This is a genomic window from Magnetococcales bacterium, assembly GCA_015231755.1.
Classification (GTDB): Bacteria; Pseudomonadota; Magnetococcia; order Magnetococcales; family Magnetaquicoccaceae; genus Magnetaquiglobus.
Genome location: JADGAZ010000024.1, coordinates 49,387 through 67,580, shown reverse-complemented (window position 1 = coordinate 67,580; position 18,194 = coordinate 49,387). Strand labels below are relative to the sequence as shown.

Sequence of the window (18,194 nt, the reverse complement as noted above, 5' to 3'; positions counted from 1 at the left end):
CTGCCGACACACTCACGATGATGCGTGTCGGAGAACACCTCCGCGGCCCGTTCGCGGATCACGGATGCGGATATCGCCAACGAAAGCGCGGAGTTGACCCGGAATACCATCTTGCAGCAAGCGGGTACGGCGATTCTGGCCCAGGCCAATCAGCAACCGCAGATTGCGCTGCAACTGTTGAAGTAAGGCGGGGTTGCGTTGGAGTGGTCACGGAAGTGAGTGTTTCAAGAGGGTGTCGCGGGTGATCCGACCCGCTGCCCATTTTCTATCGGGTTGAAGGTTTCATGAGGATCTGCGGGTTGGGGCGGCCCGTTGAAAAGAGCGCCCCACATTCTTGCCAGGGACGGATGGAGTATTTTTTGATCCGAAACGAATGATTCGTTTCAATGGAGGAAACCATGTCTTTCAGCATCAATACCAATCTTGCCGCCTTGAACGCCCAACGCAAGTTGGACGGGACCACCAGATCGTTGAGCACCACGTTCCAGAGACTCTCTTCGGGTCTGCGGATCAACAGTGCCAAGGATGACGCGGCCGGTTTGACCATCGCCACCCGGATGACGGCTCAGATTCGCGGCATCAACCAGGCGACCCGCAATGCCAATGACAGCATTTCGATGATGCAGGTGGCGGAAGGTGCTTTGGAGGAGACCAGCAACGGTTTGCAGCGGATGCGTGAACTGGCGGTGCAGGCGGCCAACGATACGTTGACCACCACGGATCGGAATGACATCCAGTCGGAGATCGATCAGCTCTCTTTGGAAATCACCCGCATCGCCTCTCAGACCGAATTCAACAATCAAAGCCTGTTGAACGGCGACTGGGAGACGGCCCGGGTCTTTCATGTGGGAGCGGACAAGGACCAGAACATTTCGATGAGCGTGAAGGGGGCCACGGCCGCCAAACTGGGTGTCAACGCCATTGTGGTGTCCACCAATGCCCTGGCGAACACGGCCATCGATACCCTGGACAGTGCGTTGGATTCGGTGTCGGACATCCGTGCCCATCTGGGAGCGTTCCAGAATCGTTTTGAGGCGGTGATCGCCAATCTGTCCAACGTGTCGGAGAACACCTCGGCTTCCCGTTCCCGGATCATGGATGCGGACATCGCGGCGGAGTCGGCCAACCTGACCCGCAATTCGATTCTGCAACAGGCTGGCACGGCCATCCTGGCCCAGGCCAATCAGCAACCGCAGATCGCGTTGCAGTTGCTGCGTTAAGTTTTATCCAGACCGATACCCCCGACAGTGGCAGGTTGTCCTGTCGGGGGTCCGGGAGCAAGCGGGCCGGGCTGACCCGTTAAAAAGAACAGCCCATCTTTTTTCCATGGATGGACCTTTGTTGGTTTTGTTTTGGAAACAAATGATTTGTTTCCAAAGGGAGAAGAATCATGTCAATCAGCATCAACACCAATATTGCCGCCTTGAACGCCCAACGCAAGCTGGACGGTACCACCCGGTCGTTGAGCACCACGTTTCAGCGTCTTTCGTCTGGTCTGCGGATCAACAGTGCCAAGGATGACTCGGCGGGTCTGACCATCGCCACCCGGATGACGGCCCAGATTCGTGGGATCAACCAGGCGACCCGCAATGCCAATGACAGCATTTCGATGATGCAGGTGGCAGAAGGCGCTCTGGATGAAACCAGCAACGGCTTGCAACGGATGCGTGAATTGGCGGTGCAGGCGGCCAACGATACGTTGACCACCACGGATCGTACCGACATCCAAAAAGAGATCGACCAGTTGGCCCTGGAGATCACCCGCATCGCCGATCAGACGGAGTTCAACAATCAAAGCCTGTTGAACGGCGACTGGGAGACGGCCCGTGTCTTTCATGTGGGGGCGGACAAGGACCAGAACATTTCGATGAGCGTGAAGGGGGCCACGGCCACCAAGTTGGGTGTCAACGCCATCGTGGTGTCCACCAATGCTCTGGCGAACACGGCCATCGATACCCTGGACAGTGCGTTGGATTCGGTGTCGGACATCCGTGCCCATCTGGGAGCGTTCCAGAATCGTTTTGAGGCGGTGATCGCCAATCTGTCCAACGTGTCGGAGAACACCTCCGCCTCCCGTTCCCGGATCATGGATGCGGACATCGCGGCGGAGTCGGCCAACCTGACCCGCAATTCGATTCTGCAACAGGCGGGCACGGCCATCCTGGCCCAGGCCAATCAGCAACCGCAAATCGCGCTGCAACTCCTGAAGTAGGAACGGAGCGTACCATGGAAAGCATTGTCAACACTCTGGATGTCGGAGGATCGCGAGATCGGGTGGAAAGCAGGCTGCGATCAGCCAGTGTCACTCCCGGTCGTTATCGGACCAGCAGTGTGTTCGATAACAGTCTATACGAGGCGGAAAAGTCCCTGGCGGCGGCGGAAGTGCGTCCGGAAGAGACGCGCAAGCTGTCCCTCAAGGGACTGGCGGAGGAGATTACTCAATCCTTGAGCGGTTTCAACAGTTTGCGTTTTGGAATGGACCGGGAGCTCAAGCAGGTGGTGGTGTCGGTGGTGGATCAGGGGACCGAGAACATCATTCGTCAGCTTCCTGGCGAACGCATGGTGGATCTGGTCAAGCAAATGCGTGATCTGGAGGGGATGCTCTTCGGCAGCGCTGTCTGAAAACGGTGTGAAACCCTGGCGACACCATGGGATGGTGTGTCGCCAGGGGGATGATGCATGCGAGTCGAATGAAAAAGGGGATTTGGAGATGGGGTCTCCAAATCCCCTTTTTGTTTGGTTCAATGGGGGATCATTTTTTTGAGCCGGTACAACGCCTCCAGGGCCTGACGCGGGGAGAAGGCGTCGATATCCATGGCTTTGAGTTCCCGTACCAAAGGGGGATCCGGATCGTTGAACAGGTTAAGTTGGCGTTGGGCCGGGGGAGGGGGTATCGTTGCCGGACGGTGTTGCGGGGCGACGGACTCCAGACGGGTGAGAATTTCGCTGGCTCGTTCCGTCACCGAACGGGGCAGGCCGGCCAACTGGGCCACGTGGATGCCGTAGGAGCGGTCTGCGGCTCCGGGTGCGATGGTGTGCAGAAAGAGAATGCCGTCATGGGTCTCCTTGATGGCCACGGTGAGATTGAACAGTCCGGGCAGCAGGGACTCCAGTTGGGTCAATTCGTGGAAATGGGTGGCGAACAGGGTGCGGCAGCGGATCGCGGAGTGGATCCGTTCCACCACGGCCCAGGCGATGGCCAGACCATCCAGAGTGGAGGTGCCGCGTCCGATTTCATCCAGGATCACCAGGGAACGGGTGGTGGCATGATTGAGAATATAGGCGGTCTCGGTCATCTCCACCATGAAGGTGGATTGTCCTCCGGCCAGATCGTCCGCCGCCCCCACACGGGTGAAGATCCGGTCGGTCAGGCCGATGCGGGCCTCTTCCGCCGGGACGAAACAGCCGGTGTGGGCCATGAGGGTGATCAAGGCGGTCTGACGCATGAAGGTGGATTTGCCCCCCATGTTGGGGCCGGTGATCAGGGCCACCCGTTTGTCATCCGCATCCAGGTGGGTGTCGTTGGGGGTGAACTCCCGTGGATTCAGGCTTTCCACCACCGGATGGCGTCCGTTCCGGATGTGAATGCCGTTTCCGGAGTTGATCTCCGGACAGCGGTAGTCGTGGCGTTCCGCCAGATGGGCGAAGGCCGCCAGCACATCCAGGGTGGCCAGCGCCTGGGCGCAGCGTTGCAATCCCGGGGTTTCCTCCGCCACCTCCGCCAGCAGTCGGGCGAACAGTTCCGCCTCTAAGGCGGTCATGCGCTCTTCGGCGTTGAGGATTTTTTCTTCCAGTTCCTTGAGTTCCGGCGTGACATAACGCACCGAGTTGGTCATGGTCTGCTGGATGCGGTAGTCGTAGGGGATCTTGGCGGTCTGGGTGCGGGGCACCTCCAGGGTGTAGCCGAAACTTTGATGAAACTTGATCTTGAGAGACGCGATGCCGAGGCGTTCCCGTTCCCGTTTTTCCAGCTCTCCCAGTACCCCTTTGCCGTCCACGGCCAGCAGACGGCACTGGTCCAGCTCCTCATGGACCCCGGCTGCGATCACGCCACCGTCGGCCAGGCGCAATGGGGGGGATTCGGTCAGGGTGGCGGTCAGTCGTTGTCGCAGGATTTCGTGGCCGGTGAGCTGCTGGACGAGTGCCAGCAACTGGATGGCGGTTGGTTCTGCCGTGGGCACCAGGGCCACCAGCGCGGGCAGCCGGGACAAGGTGTCCCGCAACGCCCCCAGATCCCGTGGCGAAGCCCGTCCCATGGCCACCCGACCCACCAGCCGTTCCAGGTCGTGGACCCCTCTGAGTTCCTCCCGGATGGTGTCCCGCGCCGCGTGGTCTGCCAGCAGTCGGGCCACGCCCGCCTGACGGGCGCGGATCCGGGCCGCGTCCTGCAACGGATGGTTCAGCCACTGGGAAAGCAGTCGTCCGCCCATGGGGGTGGCGGTCACATCCAGCACCCCCAGCAGGCTTCCCCGGCGTTCGCCGTTGCGCAAGGTGGCATTGATTTCCAGATTGCGCCGGCAGGCGTCGTCCAGGATCATTACCTCGTTGGAGCGGGTGCGGGTCAGGCCGGTCACATGGACCAAGGCACCCTGCTGGGTCTCCCGGCAGTAGTGGATCAACGCCCCGGCGGACGCCACGCAGACCGGTGAGTCCCCAATGCCGAATCCATCCAGGGTGGCGGCGCGGAAATGGTCTTTCAGAGCGTTGGCGGCTTGCAGGGGATCGAATACCCATTCCGCACGTCGGGTGATCCGTTCCGGCCACGGGATCAGGGCTTCGGGGGGCTCCCATCCCCGGGGCAGCAGGATCTCCGCCGGATTCAACGCCGACAGGGCCGCCGCCGCCTCATCCCAGGAGCCGGGGGCACCCACCTGGAATTGACCCGTGGACAACTCCAGCGCTGCTACACCCACGTCGCCGGTGGTTTTCCGGCGTGTTCCGGTCCGGTCGAGGGGGGGGCACAGGGCCACCAGAAAGTTGTCTTGACGGGGAGCGAGCAGGGTTTCTTCGGTCAGGGTCCCCCGGGTCACCACCCGCACCACGGCCCGACGCAGTGGACCTTTGCTGGTACCGGGGGGTTCCATCTGTTCGCAGATGGCCACCTTGCGACCCGCCAGGACCGCTTTTTTCAGGTATTCATCCAGGGCCCGGGCCGGAACGCCCGCCATGGGTACCGGCTCCCCCGCCGAAAGTCCCCGCTGGGTCAACGCGACATCCAGGATTTCCGACGCCTCCTTGGCGTCATCGAAGAACAGTTCGTAAAAATCCCCCATCCGGTAAAACAGCAGCATGCCCGGATGATCGGCCTTGATGGCCAGATACTGGGCCATGGCCGGGGTATGTGGAGGCGTACTCATGAACGAATGGCGTAGACCAGTCCGGGAGGCAGGATCAATTCCGCCTGATCCGGGATCTCCAGGCAGACGCATCCATCCGGGGGAGGGGTCAGGGCGATGCCCGCGTAGTCGGCGTGACGGTTATCCGAGGTGCGGATCCAGGCCGGAATCGGTACATGGCGGAATTGACCCACGGGTTGGCCTTGATCCACCACCGACCAGGGAAGCTTGTGCTGGATCATCCGGCCCGAGGCGGGACGGATCGGCATCGACGCGAAAAAGCCACGGGATGGCGTCGGCACGGGTGGGGCCGCCGCCGGGGAGGAGAGGGTGGTGGCGGGTTCGGTCGATTCCGGGGTGGGGGTGTTGCGGGTGGGGGGCGTGGCGCCCCGGTTGCGGCTCAACACATGCCAGATGTAGGCGAGAAAGGCCAGGGTGAAGAGGGTATCCGAAGAGATGCTATCGGATTCCCGTTGGTTCAGAAACTCTCCGACCACAAAGACGGCCAGTGCCGCCAGAAGCAGGATTCGCAGGTTGTTCACAGTGGGCATCCTGGGCAATCGGCTGTTGATTGGGGATTGGGCCGGGTCGCTGAGGCTGCGGCATGCCGACCTTGTGATGTGACTATAATCCTTTCACTGGGAATCTGCCAGTTTTTCGACTGCCCGGTGGCCGGACTCCCTTTCAGTTGGGAGCGGTGGCTGGTCCATTGGAATCGACCTTTTGCGCCTGTCCGAACAGGGAGGAGCGGATTTCGGTGATGCGGGGTCCCCCCGGCAGGATCGATTCCGCCTGTCGCAGGTACTCCTGGGCCTTGTCCGGATCGTTGGCGTAGCGTTGCGCCAGACTCAAGAAACGATCCACGATCTCTTCCAGACCGGCTTTGGCTTCGATGTTGTCCCCATCCAGGGAGAGGACCGCCCGGAACCGTTCCAGGGCGTTGCCCTCTTTGGGTTGGATCAGTCGCCACGCTTCCAGGTCTTCCCGGCCCAGAGCCAGCAGACGTCCGGAGACGCGACGGATGCCCGCTTCGGCCTCCGGGCGCAGGGTGTCGGACTCCAGCAGTTTCCGATAGAGTTCCAGGGCGTTGTTGCCTTTGGGACGGGTGAGACGGTCGGCCTTGAGGTGTTGAGCCGCCTCTTTCAGCCAGGTGGCCTCTTCCCGTTGTTTTTGTTTGCGTTCCTGTTCGGTGGGAGCCGGTGCCGGTTTGGCGCCGCCGGATTCCGGGGGAGCGTCGTTGGCGCGGGCGTCGGAGGTGACCGCCGGGGTCAACGAGGCCACCACTTCCTTGGATTCGGAGGCGGGGGCAGGCTCGGTCTCTTCTCCGCCGCGGGGTTTGCGCAGCGCTGTGGGGGGAGGTGGCGGCGTGGGCATGGTGTCCAGGGTCAGGTCCACCACCGTGTCTTCGTTGAGGTCCAGGTCAAAAGAGACCGGGCTGTAGTTGTCCATTTCCAGGCGCAGGGCGTGATAACCGGTTTTGACCCGTCCCACGGTGAAGGGGGTGATGCCCAGTTTTTGGCCGTCCAGAACGATGGTGGCCCCCTGGGGTTTGGTCTCCACCCGCAGCAGCAGGGTATCCCCGGTGGGGGCGTCGGGCAGGGTGGTGGGGGGCGGAGGGGCGGCGATGGTGGGCGTCGGAAGCTCCGCCGGAGTCGAGGCGGTGACCAGGGGCGCAGCCGATGGCGTGGAGCCGGTGGTGACCGGTTCCGGTTGCGGAGACGAAGGCGCGGGCATGGGCGGGGCCATGACCACCAGCCAGGCAATGCCGGCGGTCATCAGCACTCCGGTGCTGGCCGAAAGCAGACGCGACGGCAGAGCGCCCAAATAACGAAGTGCGCCGCTGATGGCGTTGATAAGATGTCGCATGGTGGCTCTCATGGATTTGTATCCCTTATAGCCCGGTGTCATGCCAGGGGTGTGCCATTCCATGTAACATAATGGGATCGCGACGAAATGTCAGGCACAAAACCGTTTCCGCTCCATTTTTCATGGGGGTGGAGTGGTCAGACCGTCAATCATGGACAAAATCCTTGCAACAAATGATTGACATGTGGATCCGATTGCCTTACAAAAACACCCCCATGACCATCGATACCTTTCCCAATCCCAACCCGAATCGTGACTACCGGATCGACATGACCTGTCCGGAGTTCACCTGCGTCTGCCCCAAAACCGGGCAGCCGGATTTCGCGGAGATTCGCATCTCCTACATCCCGGACGCTAGGTGCGTGGAGCTGAAATCCCTCAAGATCTACCTGTGGAGCTATCGGGATCAGGGGGCGTTTCACGAGGCGGTGACCAATCGCATCCTGGATGATCTGGTGGCTGCGGTGGCTCCTCGTTCCATGACCGTCACGGGTGCTTTCAACGTGCGCGGAGGCATCACGACCGTGGTGACGGTTCATCACGGTCGGGCGGCCTCCTGACACCATCCTGAAATCCCTCACGCCTCTGCCGTAGCCTGTTGACGTGCCTGCTGCTGGAGCTGTTGTTGATACAGCGCCACAAAATTGATCGGATCCAGCACCACGGGTTTGAAACCCCCTTCGGTCACCAGCGCGGAGACCAGATGGCGCACATAGGGAAACAGAATGTTGGGGCATTCGATTCCCAGGGTGGGGGCGATGTGTTCCCGGGGAATGTTGCGCAACAAAAACAGCCCGCCATAGGTCACATCCACCAAAAACAGCACGTTTTCCTTCAAATGGACCTTTACGGTCACATGCAGGATCGCTTCGAAGTGTTCCGGTCCTTTTTGGAGGGCATTGGTTTCCAGTTGGAATTCCATCTGGGGCTCTCCGGCTTCGCGGAACATTTCCGGGGTGTTGGGGCTCTCGAAGGAGAGATCCTTGAGATAGAGCTTTTCGACGTGAAAGGCCGGTTGACCGGGGGTCGGGGAGGTTTCGTCCGCCATGGGATGATCTGCCTTGCAAAAAAGGGGTCATGGATCGATGAATCGGCCTTGTCGGGGCCGACCTTCTTATGATCCCTTCGTGGGTGACAAGTCAAGTCTTCATGGTCGTGCCAACTCTTTGGGCAAGGGAAAGACCAGGGTTTCCTTGGAGACCGCCAGGGTCTCCACCCGGTCGATGTGGGGCTGCAACCGTTGCAGCAGTTCGTCCACCAGGATTTCCGGCGCCGAGGCTCCGGCGGTCACCCCCAGTTGCCGGACCCCTTCCAGCCACGCTTCCTGAACGTCTTGCGCCGATTCGATCAGATAGGCACGGGTTCCGGCCCGTTCCGCCACTTCCCGCAGACGGTTGGAGTTGCTGCTGTTGGGCGCTCCCAGCACGAAGATCAAATCACACTGTTGCGCCAGGGATTTGACCGCGTTCTGACGGTTCTGGGTGGCGTAGCAGATGTCTTCCCGGGTTGGTCCCAGAATGTCCGGAAAGCGTTGTTTCAGCCCCTGGATGACCGAGGCGGTTTCGTCCATGGACAGGGTGGTCTGGGTGACGTAGGCGGTCGGGGTGTCGGGTCCGAAGGGCAGGGCGTCGAGTTCTTCCGTGCAGCTGACCACGGTCATGCGCCCTGGCGGCAGTTGGCCCATGGTCCCTTCCACTTCCGGATGACCCTTGTGGCCGATCAGAATCACCTGTCGGCCCTCCTGGTCCCGTCGTTCCGCCTCCCGGTGAACCTTGTCCACCAGCGGACAGGTGGCGTCCAGAATGCGCAATGGACGTTGGCGGCCCTCTTCTTTGACCTGTTTGGAGACCCCGTGGGCCGAAAAGATCGCCACCGCTCCATCCGGCACCTCGTCCAGTTCGTGAACGAAGACCGCGCCTTTTTTTTTCAGCGATTCCACCACCCAACGGTTGTGGACGATTTCGTGACGCACATAAATCGGCGGATGAAAGGTTTCCAAGGCCCGTTCGACGATGGCGATGGCCCGTTCCACTCCGGCGCAAAATCCCCGTGGTTCGGCGAGCAGAATGTTCATGGCGTGTGTCCGAGGTTGGCAACCCATTGAAAAAAAAGAGGGGTTCTGGGGGATTCATCCCCCAGGGTGTTGCTTTTGATTCTGGCTTGATGCGCGCCGTGCTGGTTTCGCGAAAGGCGCGAAACCAGCTTTTTGTGAAAGCGCGCAACAGGCAAAAGATGAAAGAATTAAAAAATGAAAGGCTTGAAAGGCTTGAAAGGCAAAGTCCTGGGGAATGAATTCCCCAGACCCCTTCTTTTTTTTCAATAGTGGGATGGATTTCAGGTTGGGTGGGGTTGGAGGGTTCCGGTCAGTTGCGCGGGGGAATCCAAACCCCGCTCCTGAAGATAGGCTTTCAACCCGGCGACAATCTCTCCGGCCACCAGCGGCGACTGGAACAACGCCGTGCCCACTCCCACCGCCATGGCTCCCACCATCAGAAATTCCACCGCATCCCGGGCCGTGCCGATTCCCCCCTGACCGATGATCGGAATCCCCAAAGGCGCCGCCACTTCATGCACCCGCCACACCTGCAACAAGGCCGCGGGCTTGATGGCCGCCCCCGACAATCCCCCCTGAATGTTGCCCAGAATCGGACGCCCGGAACGCCAATCCACCGCCATGCCCATGAAGGTGTTGACCGCCGAGATGATATCGGTCCCGGCTTCGATCACCGCCCGGGCCACCACCCGGATGTCGGTGACATTGGGGGACAACTTGGTGATGATCGGCTTGTTCGTGGCCCGCCGTACCCCTGCCACCACCCGTGCCGCCATCACCGGATCCGAACCGAAGGCCACCCCTCCCTCTTTCACATTGGGACAGGAGATGTTGATCTCGATGGCCGCCACTCCCGTGGCGTCGAACACCCGCGCCACCTCGGCGTACTCCTCCACCGTGGAACCGGCGATGTTGGCGATGAAACGGGTGGGCCAATGCTGAATGCGGGGCCAGATCACCTCCGCCACATGCCGCGCGCCGGGATTTTGCAAACCGATGGCGTTGAGCATGCCCGCGGGAGTTTCCGCCACCCGCGGGGGAGGATTGCCTTCTTTGGGATTGAGGGTGGTCCCCTTCAGACAGATGGCCCCCACCTGGGAGAAATCGAAACCCTCCACCCCCGCCAGTTCTTCTCCGAACCCTGCGCAGCCGGACAGCAACACCACCGGATTGGCCAGGGTCAGACCCGCCAGCGTCACCTCCAGACCGGACATCACCCCCCCGCCTCGATTCACGCGGGTTTCCATGCCGGGAAAGCGACCCCTTCCGCGGCCAGCAGACCCGCCAGATCTGTCAGAATGGCCATCAGCCGCTCCTGACTTTGCGCTTCGGCCCGGGCCACCAGAATCGGTTGCGTGTTGGAAACACGCAGCAACCACCAGCCGTCCGCCACCCGTACCCGGGCGCCGTCGATGTCGTTCAGATCCGCCCCCGCATCCCGCAACCGGACCAGAATCCGCTCCATGATGGCGAATTTCTGTTCGTCGGGGCAGGGAATGCGCAACTCCGGCGAGGCGAAGGTCTCCGGCAGGTCCGCCAGTTCGTCCATCAACGCCCCGTTCCGGGCCACGGCCAACTCCAAAAGCCGCATGGCCGCATACAAGGCGTCGTCGAATCCATGATAGCGATCCGCGAAAAACAGATGGCCGCTCATCTCACCCGCCAGCGGCGCGCCGGTTTCCCGCATTTTGTTCTTGATCAGGGAGTGACCGGTCTTCCACATGATCGGCTCGCCCCCGGCCTTGGCCACCGCGTCGAACAGCCGTTGGGAACATTTCACATCCCCGATCACCGCCGCTCCCGGATCCTTCGCCAGAATGTCCCGGGCGAACAGGATCATCAGCATGTCCCCCCACAGAATGCGACCCTTGGCATCCATGGCCCCGATCCGATCCCCGTCACCGTCGAAGGCGATGCCCAGTTCCGCCCCCGTGGCCCGCATGCGCTCCGCCATGGCCACCAGATTTTTCGGCTCCGTGGGATCCGGATGATGATTAGGAAAGGTGCCGTCGATTTCCGCGAACAGCACTTCCCCATGCACCCCGGGAAGACGTCGCAAAATTTCTTCGGCCACCACGCCGGTGGCACCGTTGCCACAGTCCAGAATCACCTTCAAGGGACGACCCGGCTGGAAATCCCCGGTGATCCGCTCCACATAGGTGGCCAGAACATCATGTTTTTCCTGGCTTCCTCCCGGCAGAACCGGATGATCCCCGGCCTCCAGACGCCGTTTCAACGCCTGGATTTCCGCCCCGAACACCGCCTTTCCGGCCCGCATCATCTTGATGCCGTTATGATCCGACGGATTGTGACTGCCGGTGATCATGATGCCCGCGTCGGTTTTCAGGTGATAGGTGGCGAAATACAGCGCCGGCGTGGGCGCCAACCCGATGTCGATGGCCCGCATGCCGCCTTCCACCAATCCCTCAATCAATCCCTGCGCCAAGGCGGGAGACGACAGACGTCCATCCCGTCCCACCGCCACGGACAGCCCTTCCCGATGGCTTTCTGCCCGCAGATGGGCCGCGAACGTGCGACCGAGATCCCGGAACAGCGCCACCGACAGATCCCGGCCCATGACGCCCCGAATGTCGTATTCCCGAAAAATGAACGGATTGATCGTGCTCATGCTCAACGCCCCACACAGACGTAATGAAATCCCGCCCGGCGCATCGGCTCGGGATCGTAGATGTTGCGAAAATCGCAAAACAGATACCGTCCATCCGGTCGCGCCCGCATGCCGGAACGGATGGACGCCAGATCCAGATTGCGGAACTGGTTCCACTCGGTGAGAATCAACACCAAATCGACCTCGCGACAGGCGGTATAGGCGTCGGTGGCGAAGGTGACTCCCGCGGGGAAGTGGTCCTTGGCCTGACCACGGATTTCCGGATCAAAGGCGATCACCGTGGCTCCCAGCCGTACCAGCTCCGGCAGGATCACCAGGGATGGGGCGTCCCGCATGTCGTCGGTATTGGGTTTGAAGGTCAGACCCAGCACGCCGACCGTCAAGCCTGTCAGGTCGCCTCCCGCGGCCCGGAGAATTTTTTCCACCATGCGTCTTTTTTGACGGGCGTTGGCCGCCACCACCGCCTCGACGATGGTGATCGGCTCCTGGTGTTCTTCGGAGGTGTGGACCAGGGCCTGGGTATCCTTGGGAAAACACGATCCCCCGTATCCCGGACCCGGATGCAGGAACTTGCCACCGATGCGCCGGTCCAGCCCCATGCCCCGCGCCACGTGATGCACATCCGCGCCCACGGATTCGCACAGATTGGCGATCTGGTTGATGAACATGATCTTGGTGGCCAGAAAGGCGTTGGAGGCGTATTTGGTCAGTTCGGCGGTGGGAATGTTGGTGATCAGGATCGGGGTTTCGATCAGGTAGAGGGGACGGTAGAGGCTTTTGAGCACCTCGATGGCCCGTGAATCCTCCACACCGATCACCACCCGGTCCGGTCGCATGAAATCCTCGATGGCGGACCCTTCCCGCAGAAACTCCGGATTGGAGGCCATGGCGAAATCGGCCTCGGGGTTTTCCGCCCGGATGGTTTCGGCGATACGGGCTCCGGTGCCCACCGGCACCGTGGATTTGGTCACCACCACGGTGAATCCTTTGAGGTGACGTGCGATCTGACGGGCCGCCGCAAAGACATATTGCAGATCCGCCGCGCCATCGCCACGCCGTTCCGGGGTGCCCACGGCGATGAAGACCGCTTCGCTCTTTTCGACCGCGGAGGCCAGATCGGTGGTGAACTCCAACCGACCCGCCTGGGCGTTGCGCAGCACCAGTCGATCCAGTCCCGGTTCGTAAATCGGGATGATTCCCTGGCGCAGACGGTTGATCTTCTCTTCGTCGGAATCGACGCAGATGACCTGCACCCCGAACTCGGAAAAGCAGGCTCCGGAAACCAAGCCCACATATCCGGCACCGATCATGGTGATGCGCATGTGTGTGTGAATCCTTTTTTATGGCCGAGGGGATGAACGCTCTTGGGCAAGCAGTTCGCCAAGAAAGGGCAACAGACGTTCCCGGATCTGGGGGCGTTGCAAGGAGAGGGCGACATTGGCCATCTGGAAGCCCACCTTGTCTCCGCAGTCGAAGCGGGTGCCCTGGAAACGATAGGCGTATACCGCCTGTTTTTCCAGCAGCGCGGCGATGGCGTCGGTCAACTGCACCTCGCCTCCCACCCCCTGATGACGGCGTTCCAGGTAGTGGAAGATTTCCGGCATCAGGATGTAGCGACCGATCACCGCCAGATTGGACGGGGCGGCTTCCGCCAGGGGTTTTTCCACCAGTCCTTCCACTTGAATGCAGCGACTGGCTTCGGCGGTGGTATCCACATCCCGGTTCAAAGGTGCCACGATGCCGTATTTGCTGGTCTGTTCCGCGTCCACGGGCATCACCGCCACGATGGAGGCCTGACGCCGCTCGAATTCCCGGGCCATCTGGGCCAGAACCGGTTCGTGGTTGCCGGTATCGATCAGGTCGTCCGGCAGGATCACCGCGAAGGGTTCATCTCCCACCACGTTGCGACCGCACCACACCGCGTGACCCAATCCCAGGGGCCGGTTCTGACGGGTATACAGCAAGGTGCCTGCCGCCTCCGGAATGGTGGAACGGGCTTCGGCCAGCAGATCGTCCTTGCCCCGGGAGATGAGGGTCTCCTCCAGTTCCGGAGAGTGATCAAAATGATCTTCGAGGATTTTCTTGCCCCGTCCGGTGACAAAGACGATCCGTTCCATTCCGGCTGCCCAGGCCTCTTCCACCGCATACTGGATGAGGGGTTTGTCCACCACCGGAAGCATTTCTTTGGGAAGGGTCTTGGTGGCGGGCAGAAAACGGGTTCCCAGGCCCGCCACGGGAATGACGACCGTGCGCAGTTTCATTAGTCGTTTTTGGCTCCCTGGTTGACCCAATTGCGCAGAATTTCGATTTCGCAGGCGGTGAGCCGTTTACGGTTGTGGGGCATGCGGATGCCGGCCCGACCTTCCACCAACACGTTCAGATTGCTGACCATGGCATTGCCCGGCACCACCACCGGTCCGAAACGGGTACCCCGCATCAAACCTTCATAGTTTTCCAGGTTCAGGCCGGAGAAGGCCACACCCGGGGCGCCGGTCTTGTGACATTCCAGGCAACGGTTTTGCAGAATGGGGAACACATCCTCCGAGAAGGTCACGCGTCCAGCAGGAGCGGGAGCGGGGTTGGCTGCCCATCCCTGGTCCGCGGCCAGCGTCAGACCAATCCCCAGCAGGGCACCGACCGACCAGAGGGTGAATCGAGAACGATTGCGCATGTTTTTTGTCCCTTTCTTTGCTGTTGTTGAGGTGCCTCTGTTGGCCCTTGTGTCGGGTTTCGTTTCAAGCATGTGATCCGGATTTTAGCAGGTTTTCCGCCCGCGCGCGACGGCAATCATGCGTATGCGGCAGGTGAATTCCTGTCGGTGCGGATTCACGGATCGTCGAGTCGGGGAGCCTCCTGCAACAGTCGGGTGAAGGCTTCGGTTTCCAGCGGACGGCTGAACAGATACCCCTGAAACTGGTCACACCCCTCCCGACGCAGAAAAGCCAACTGGTCCGGGGTTTCCACCCCTTCCGCCACCACTTTCAGACGCAGACTGCGGCCCAGTGCCAGAATTGCCGTGACAATGGCGGCATCGTCGGAGTCCAGGGTCAGATCCCGCACGAACGATTGGTCGATCTTCAACACATCGATGGGGAGTTTTTTCAGATAGGTCAAGGAGGAGTGACCCACCCCGAAGTCGTCCACCGCCACGCTCGGTCCCATGGCCTTCAGACGGGTCAGAATGGCGACGATGTCGTCGAGATTTTCCATCATCAGGGTTTCGGTCACTTCCAGTTCCAGGGCGTTCGGGTGCAATCCGCTCTCTTCCAGGGCGGTTTGCACCTCCTTGAGCAGATCGGCCTGGCGGAACTGCCGGATGGAGAGATTTACCGCCACCTTCAGTTCGGCAAAGCCCGCGTCGTGCCATTTGCGGGTTTGCAGGCAGGCCATTTTGAGGATCCGCGCCCCCAGGGGCAGAATCAGACCACTCTCTTCCGCCACGGGGATGAACTCCACCGGCGACACCATCCCGTCCCGGGGATGACGCCAGCGCACCAGCGCCTCCATGCCGGTGATTCGACCGGTGCGCAGTTCCACCTTGGGCTGGTAGAACAGCAGAAATTCATCCCGTTCCAGTCCCTGTCTCAGATCGTGTTCCAGCAGCAGTCGGCGTTCCGCCTCCGCGCCCATGGCCGGCGCGTAGTAGTGACAGGTATCCCGACCCGCCAGTTTGGCCCGGGAGACCGCCATGTCGGCGTTGCGGATCAGCAGATCCGCGTCCTCTCCGTCATCCGGATACAGGGTCACCCCCATGCTGGCGCTGACGAACAGTTCCTGGTCGTCCACGTAGAACGGCTTGGACAAGGCGTCCGCCAGCTTGCGCACCACCACCCCCACATCCTGGGAGGAACGGATCTCCCGCAGGATGAAACCGAAGGTGTCCCCCCCCAGACGGCTCACCGTATCCCCTTCCCGCACGAAGTGGCGCAACCGGTCGGCCACCCCCTTGAGGATCCGGTCTCCCACGGTGTGGCCCAAGCTGTTGTTGACGTTCTTGAACAGATCCAGGTCGAAGATCAACACCAGCACCTTGTCGTCGGTGCGTCCCGCCTGTCCGATGGCCTGACGCAGACGGTCTTGAAACAGCGCCCGGTTGGGCAGTCCGGTGAGACTGTCGTGATAGGTGCGGAACAGCAAAGCCTCTTCGCTGCGCTTGATGGCGGTCAGATCCTGAAACACCGCGACAAAATGGATGATGGCGTTGTTGCGGTCCCGGATCGTGGTGATGGTCTCCCATACCGGATGGGCTTCACCGTTTTTGCGCCGGTTCCAGATTTCCCCCCGCCAGGCGCCGACTTCCCCGAGAATGTCGTTCCAGATGGCGGAGTAGAAGGTCTCGTCGTGAATGCCGGAGCGCAGAATGCCCGGAGTCTTCCCCAACGCCTCTTCGGATTCGTAGCCGGTGATCACCGAGAAGGCCGGATTGATGGAGTGGATTACCCCTTTGCGATCCGTGACCATCACCCCTTCCACGGCGTTTTCAAACACCTTGGTGGTGAGCAGCATGCGGGCTTCCGCTTCTTCCATGGCGCCCTCAAAGACCGTGGCGGCGATCTTCAGACGGGTTTCCGCCTCCCGTTGCTCGGTGAGATCGTGCATGGTGCCCACCACCCGCAGGGTCTTGCCATTGGGATCCTTCACCACTTCGCCCATTTCGTGGATCCAGCGCACCTGACCATCGGGACGGGTCACCCGGTGATCGAACTCGAAGGGCAGATGATCCGACAAGGCTTTCCGGATGGCCTGTTCCACCTTGTCCCGGTCTTCGGGATGGGTGATGGCCAGAAAGGTCGCCAGCGCCCCGTTGATGTCGGTCTCTTCCGAGTGTCCGGCGATGCGTCGCGCCTCTTCCGAACAGATCATCCGGTCCTGGAGAATGTCCCACTCCCAGTTGCCCAGATGGGCGATGCGTTGCGCCCGGGCCAGACTTTCCCGTTCCCGGCGCAGGCTGGTGACCAGATGCTCGATGGTTTTCAGATCCCGCCAAGCCCTCAGCGCCACCGTGACGGCGGTGATGAGTTTTTGGCTGGTGAGGTCGCTTTTGTCCCGGTAGTCGTTGATGTCGTATTCGGTGATGACCCGGGGTTCCGGCGCCTGTCCCGCCTGTCCGGTGCGCAGAATGATGCGCACGAAGCGGTTGTGCATGGTATCGCGTACCTGACGCACCAGATCGAGTCCGGCCTGATCGGTCTCCATGACCACGTCGAGGAGCATCACGGCGATGTCGGGGTTGGCGGCGAGTATCGGGATGGCTTCCGCCGCCGAATAGGCGCTCAGAAAGGTCACCCCCATGCCGGCGAACACCAGATCCCGCAACACCATGCGGGTGAGGGTGTGGACATCCTGGTCGTCGTCCACGATCAAAATGGTCCAGGGGCCGGCGGTCGGACAGGTGCCATGTTCTTCGGCGCAGGGCGCGTCGTGGTGGTTGGCCGCGACGGAATCCGACGTAAAAAGAAGGGGATGCCGGTTGCTCATGGGTTTTTGGTCAACCTTGAGACAGGTGCGCCCCGTGGTGCGGCTTGCGGGCCATGCCAGAGCGTGAATGGGAGAAACCGTTCACAACCAAAATAATGTTCATGTGTGACAATTTGATGAATGTACATTCCGTCATCGTCCATGACAAGTTATTTTGATTGGGTCATGCAATTTCGTCTCGGATTTCAAGAGCTTCTCTTGACCGACCGTTGCTGTTTTTTACAAATTTCGTTTGACTTTGGCAAGAGTTTGCGGGATGATTTCCGATAATTCCCAAGATCAAACGATCTTTCCCTTCAGGTGCCGACTCGATTTCATCGTTTGGAGAATCTTCCATGACCAGCTCTTGTTCTGTCAAGCACGGCTTTCGTCGTTGCGTTCGTTCGTGGTCTGTTTCCCTTCTGGCCGCGCTTGTGATCACGCCTCTGGTCTCCGGATGCATGGAGAACCGGGCGCAGCAGGGGGCCGGCATCGGCGCCCTGGGGGGTGGATTGGCGGGCAGTCTGCTTGGTCCTTCCAAAAACAAGGAACAAAACGCCCTGATCGGTGCCGCCATCGGTGGCGTGATCGGCTACACCGTCGGCAACGAAATGGACAAGAACGACCGGGCCAGACTCAACAACGCCTTCGAGACCGTGCCGTCCCGCCAGACCACCACCTGGGTCAACCCCGATACCCGCGCCGAATACGCCGTCACCCCCCAACCGGTCTATCAGTCCGAGGGTCGGGAGTGCCGTCAGGCCGAGATCGCCTCGGTGATCAACGGCAGACGCGAAACCGTGATGAAAACCGCCTGCCGTCGCTCGGATGGACGCTGGGAGATGTAACCGCC

The 18,194-nt window shown here is 60.9% G+C and carries 17 protein-coding genes and 1 pseudogene; 6 read left to right on the top strand and 12 right to left on the bottom strand.

Translation table 11 applies throughout. The features are described 5' to 3' along the window. Positions 1–24 precede the first annotated feature (24 nt). The 4 genes and pseudogenes from HQL98_14340 to HQL98_14325 all read left to right on the top strand — a co-directional run bounded on the left by HQL98_14340 (position 25) and on the right by HQL98_14325 (position 2,622). Positions 25–186 (top strand): annotated as a pseudogene (locus HQL98_14340) (flagellin FliC). A 212-nt stretch (positions 187–398) separates the two neighbouring features. Further along, the gene (locus HQL98_14335; protein MBF0273225.1) at positions 399–1,220 is read left to right on the top strand and encodes a flagellin FliC; all 822 of its coding nucleotides are present in this window, start codon (positions 399–401) and stop codon (positions 1,218–1,220) included. Between the two features lie 170 nt (positions 1,221–1,390). Then, positions 1,391–2,212, top strand: coding sequence for a flagellin FliC (locus tag HQL98_14330; protein MBF0273224.1), 822 nt, complete (start codon positions 1,391–1,393; stop codon positions 2,210–2,212). A gap of 14 nt (positions 2,213–2,226) precedes the next feature. After that, entirely contained in the window at positions 2,227–2,622 is a 396-nt protein-coding gene (locus tag HQL98_14325; GenBank protein ID MBF0273223.1) for a flagellar protein FlaG, read from the top strand. 119 nt (positions 2,623–2,741) lie between these two features. Here HQL98_14325 and mutS read toward each other — a convergent pair whose 3' ends face one another. From mutS to HQL98_14310, 3 genes are all read right to left on the bottom strand, one after another. Beyond that, positions 2,742–5,357: a DNA mismatch repair protein MutS gene (mutS, locus tag HQL98_14320; GenBank protein MBF0273222.1), complete on the bottom strand. Its 2,616-nt coding sequence runs from the start codon at positions 5,355–5,357 to the stop codon at positions 2,742–2,744. Next, the gene (locus HQL98_14315) at positions 5,354–5,878 is read right to left on the bottom strand and encodes a hypothetical protein (GenBank protein ID MBF0273221.1); all 525 of its coding nucleotides are present in this window, start codon (positions 5,876–5,878) and stop codon (positions 5,354–5,356) included. The genes mutS and HQL98_14315 overlap by 4 nt, the downstream gene beginning before the upstream one ends. Positions 5,879–6,020: 142 nt before the next feature. Beyond that, a complete protein-coding gene (locus HQL98_14310) occupies positions 6,021–7,202 on the bottom strand; it encodes a PEGA domain-containing protein (GenBank protein MBF0273220.1) in 1,182 nt (393 codons plus the stop codon). Positions 7,203–7,417: 215 nt separating this feature from the next. Here HQL98_14310 and queF point away from each other — a divergent pair, with 215 nt between their 5' ends. Continuing rightward, positions 7,418–7,762, top strand: a complete 345-nt coding sequence (queF, locus tag HQL98_14305) for an NADPH-dependent 7-cyano-7-deazaguanine reductase QueF (GenBank protein ID MBF0273219.1) — start codon at positions 7,418–7,420, stop codon at positions 7,760–7,762. Positions 7,763–7,779: 17 nt separating this feature from the next. On the opposite strand, the gene secB is transcribed toward queF, so the two are convergent. The 9 genes from secB to HQL98_14260 all read right to left on the bottom strand — a co-directional run bounded on the left by secB (position 7,780) and on the right by HQL98_14260 (position 17,699). Then, positions 7,780–8,250 (bottom strand): protein-export chaperone SecB, encoded by a 471-nt coding sequence (gene secB, locus HQL98_14300; protein MBF0273218.1) that lies wholly within the window; start codon positions 8,248–8,250, stop codon positions 7,780–7,782. 99 nt (positions 8,251–8,349) lie between these two features. Then, positions 8,350–9,276 carry a 4-hydroxy-3-methylbut-2-enyl diphosphate reductase gene (ispH, locus tag HQL98_14295; protein MBF0273217.1) on the bottom strand — a complete coding sequence of 309 codons (927 nt, stop codon included), beginning with the start codon at positions 9,274–9,276 and terminating at the stop codon, positions 8,350–8,352. Positions 9,277–9,536: 260 nt separating this feature from the next. Beyond that, on the bottom strand, positions 9,537–10,469 hold the full coding sequence (locus HQL98_14290) for a dihydroorotate dehydrogenase (GenBank protein MBF0273216.1): 933 nt from the start codon (positions 10,467–10,469) through the stop codon (positions 9,537–9,539). Positions 10,470–10,486: 17 nt separating this feature from the next. Continuing rightward, positions 10,487–11,884, bottom strand: coding sequence for a phosphomannomutase/phosphoglucomutase (locus HQL98_14285; protein ID MBF0273215.1), 1,398 nt, complete (start codon positions 11,882–11,884; stop codon positions 10,487–10,489). 2 nt (positions 11,885–11,886) lie between these two features. Next, the gene (locus HQL98_14280; GenBank protein MBF0273214.1) at positions 11,887–13,206 is read right to left on the bottom strand and encodes a UDP-glucose/GDP-mannose dehydrogenase family protein; all 1,320 of its coding nucleotides are present in this window, start codon (positions 13,204–13,206) and stop codon (positions 11,887–11,889) included. An 18-nt stretch (positions 13,207–13,224) separates the two neighbouring features. Further along, on the bottom strand, positions 13,225–14,145 hold the full coding sequence (gene galU / locus HQL98_14275; protein ID MBF0273213.1) for a UTP--glucose-1-phosphate uridylyltransferase GalU: 921 nt from the start codon (positions 14,143–14,145) through the stop codon (positions 13,225–13,227). Continuing rightward, the gene (locus HQL98_14270; GenBank protein ID MBF0273212.1) at positions 14,145–14,555 is read right to left on the bottom strand and encodes a hypothetical protein; all 411 of its coding nucleotides are present in this window, start codon (positions 14,553–14,555) and stop codon (positions 14,145–14,147) included. Before HQL98_14270 ends, galU begins: the two co-directional genes overlap by 1 nt. Before the next feature lie 155 nt (positions 14,556–14,710). Next, positions 14,711–17,362 carry an EAL domain-containing protein gene (locus tag HQL98_14265; GenBank protein MBF0273211.1) on the bottom strand — a complete coding sequence of 884 codons (2,652 nt, stop codon included), beginning with the start codon at positions 17,360–17,362 and terminating at the stop codon, positions 14,711–14,713. A gap of 163 nt (positions 17,363–17,525) precedes the next feature. Further along, positions 17,526–17,699 carry a hypothetical protein gene (locus HQL98_14260; GenBank protein ID MBF0273210.1) on the bottom strand — a complete coding sequence of 58 codons (174 nt, stop codon included), beginning with the start codon at positions 17,697–17,699 and terminating at the stop codon, positions 17,526–17,528. Here HQL98_14260 and HQL98_14255 point away from each other — a divergent pair. Further along, positions 17,698–18,189, top strand: coding sequence for a glycine zipper 2TM domain-containing protein (locus HQL98_14255; GenBank protein MBF0273209.1), 492 nt, complete (start codon positions 17,698–17,700; stop codon positions 18,187–18,189). The two genes, HQL98_14260 and HQL98_14255, sit on opposite strands and share 2 nt — an antisense overlap. Positions 18,190–18,194: the final 5 nt, after the last annotated feature.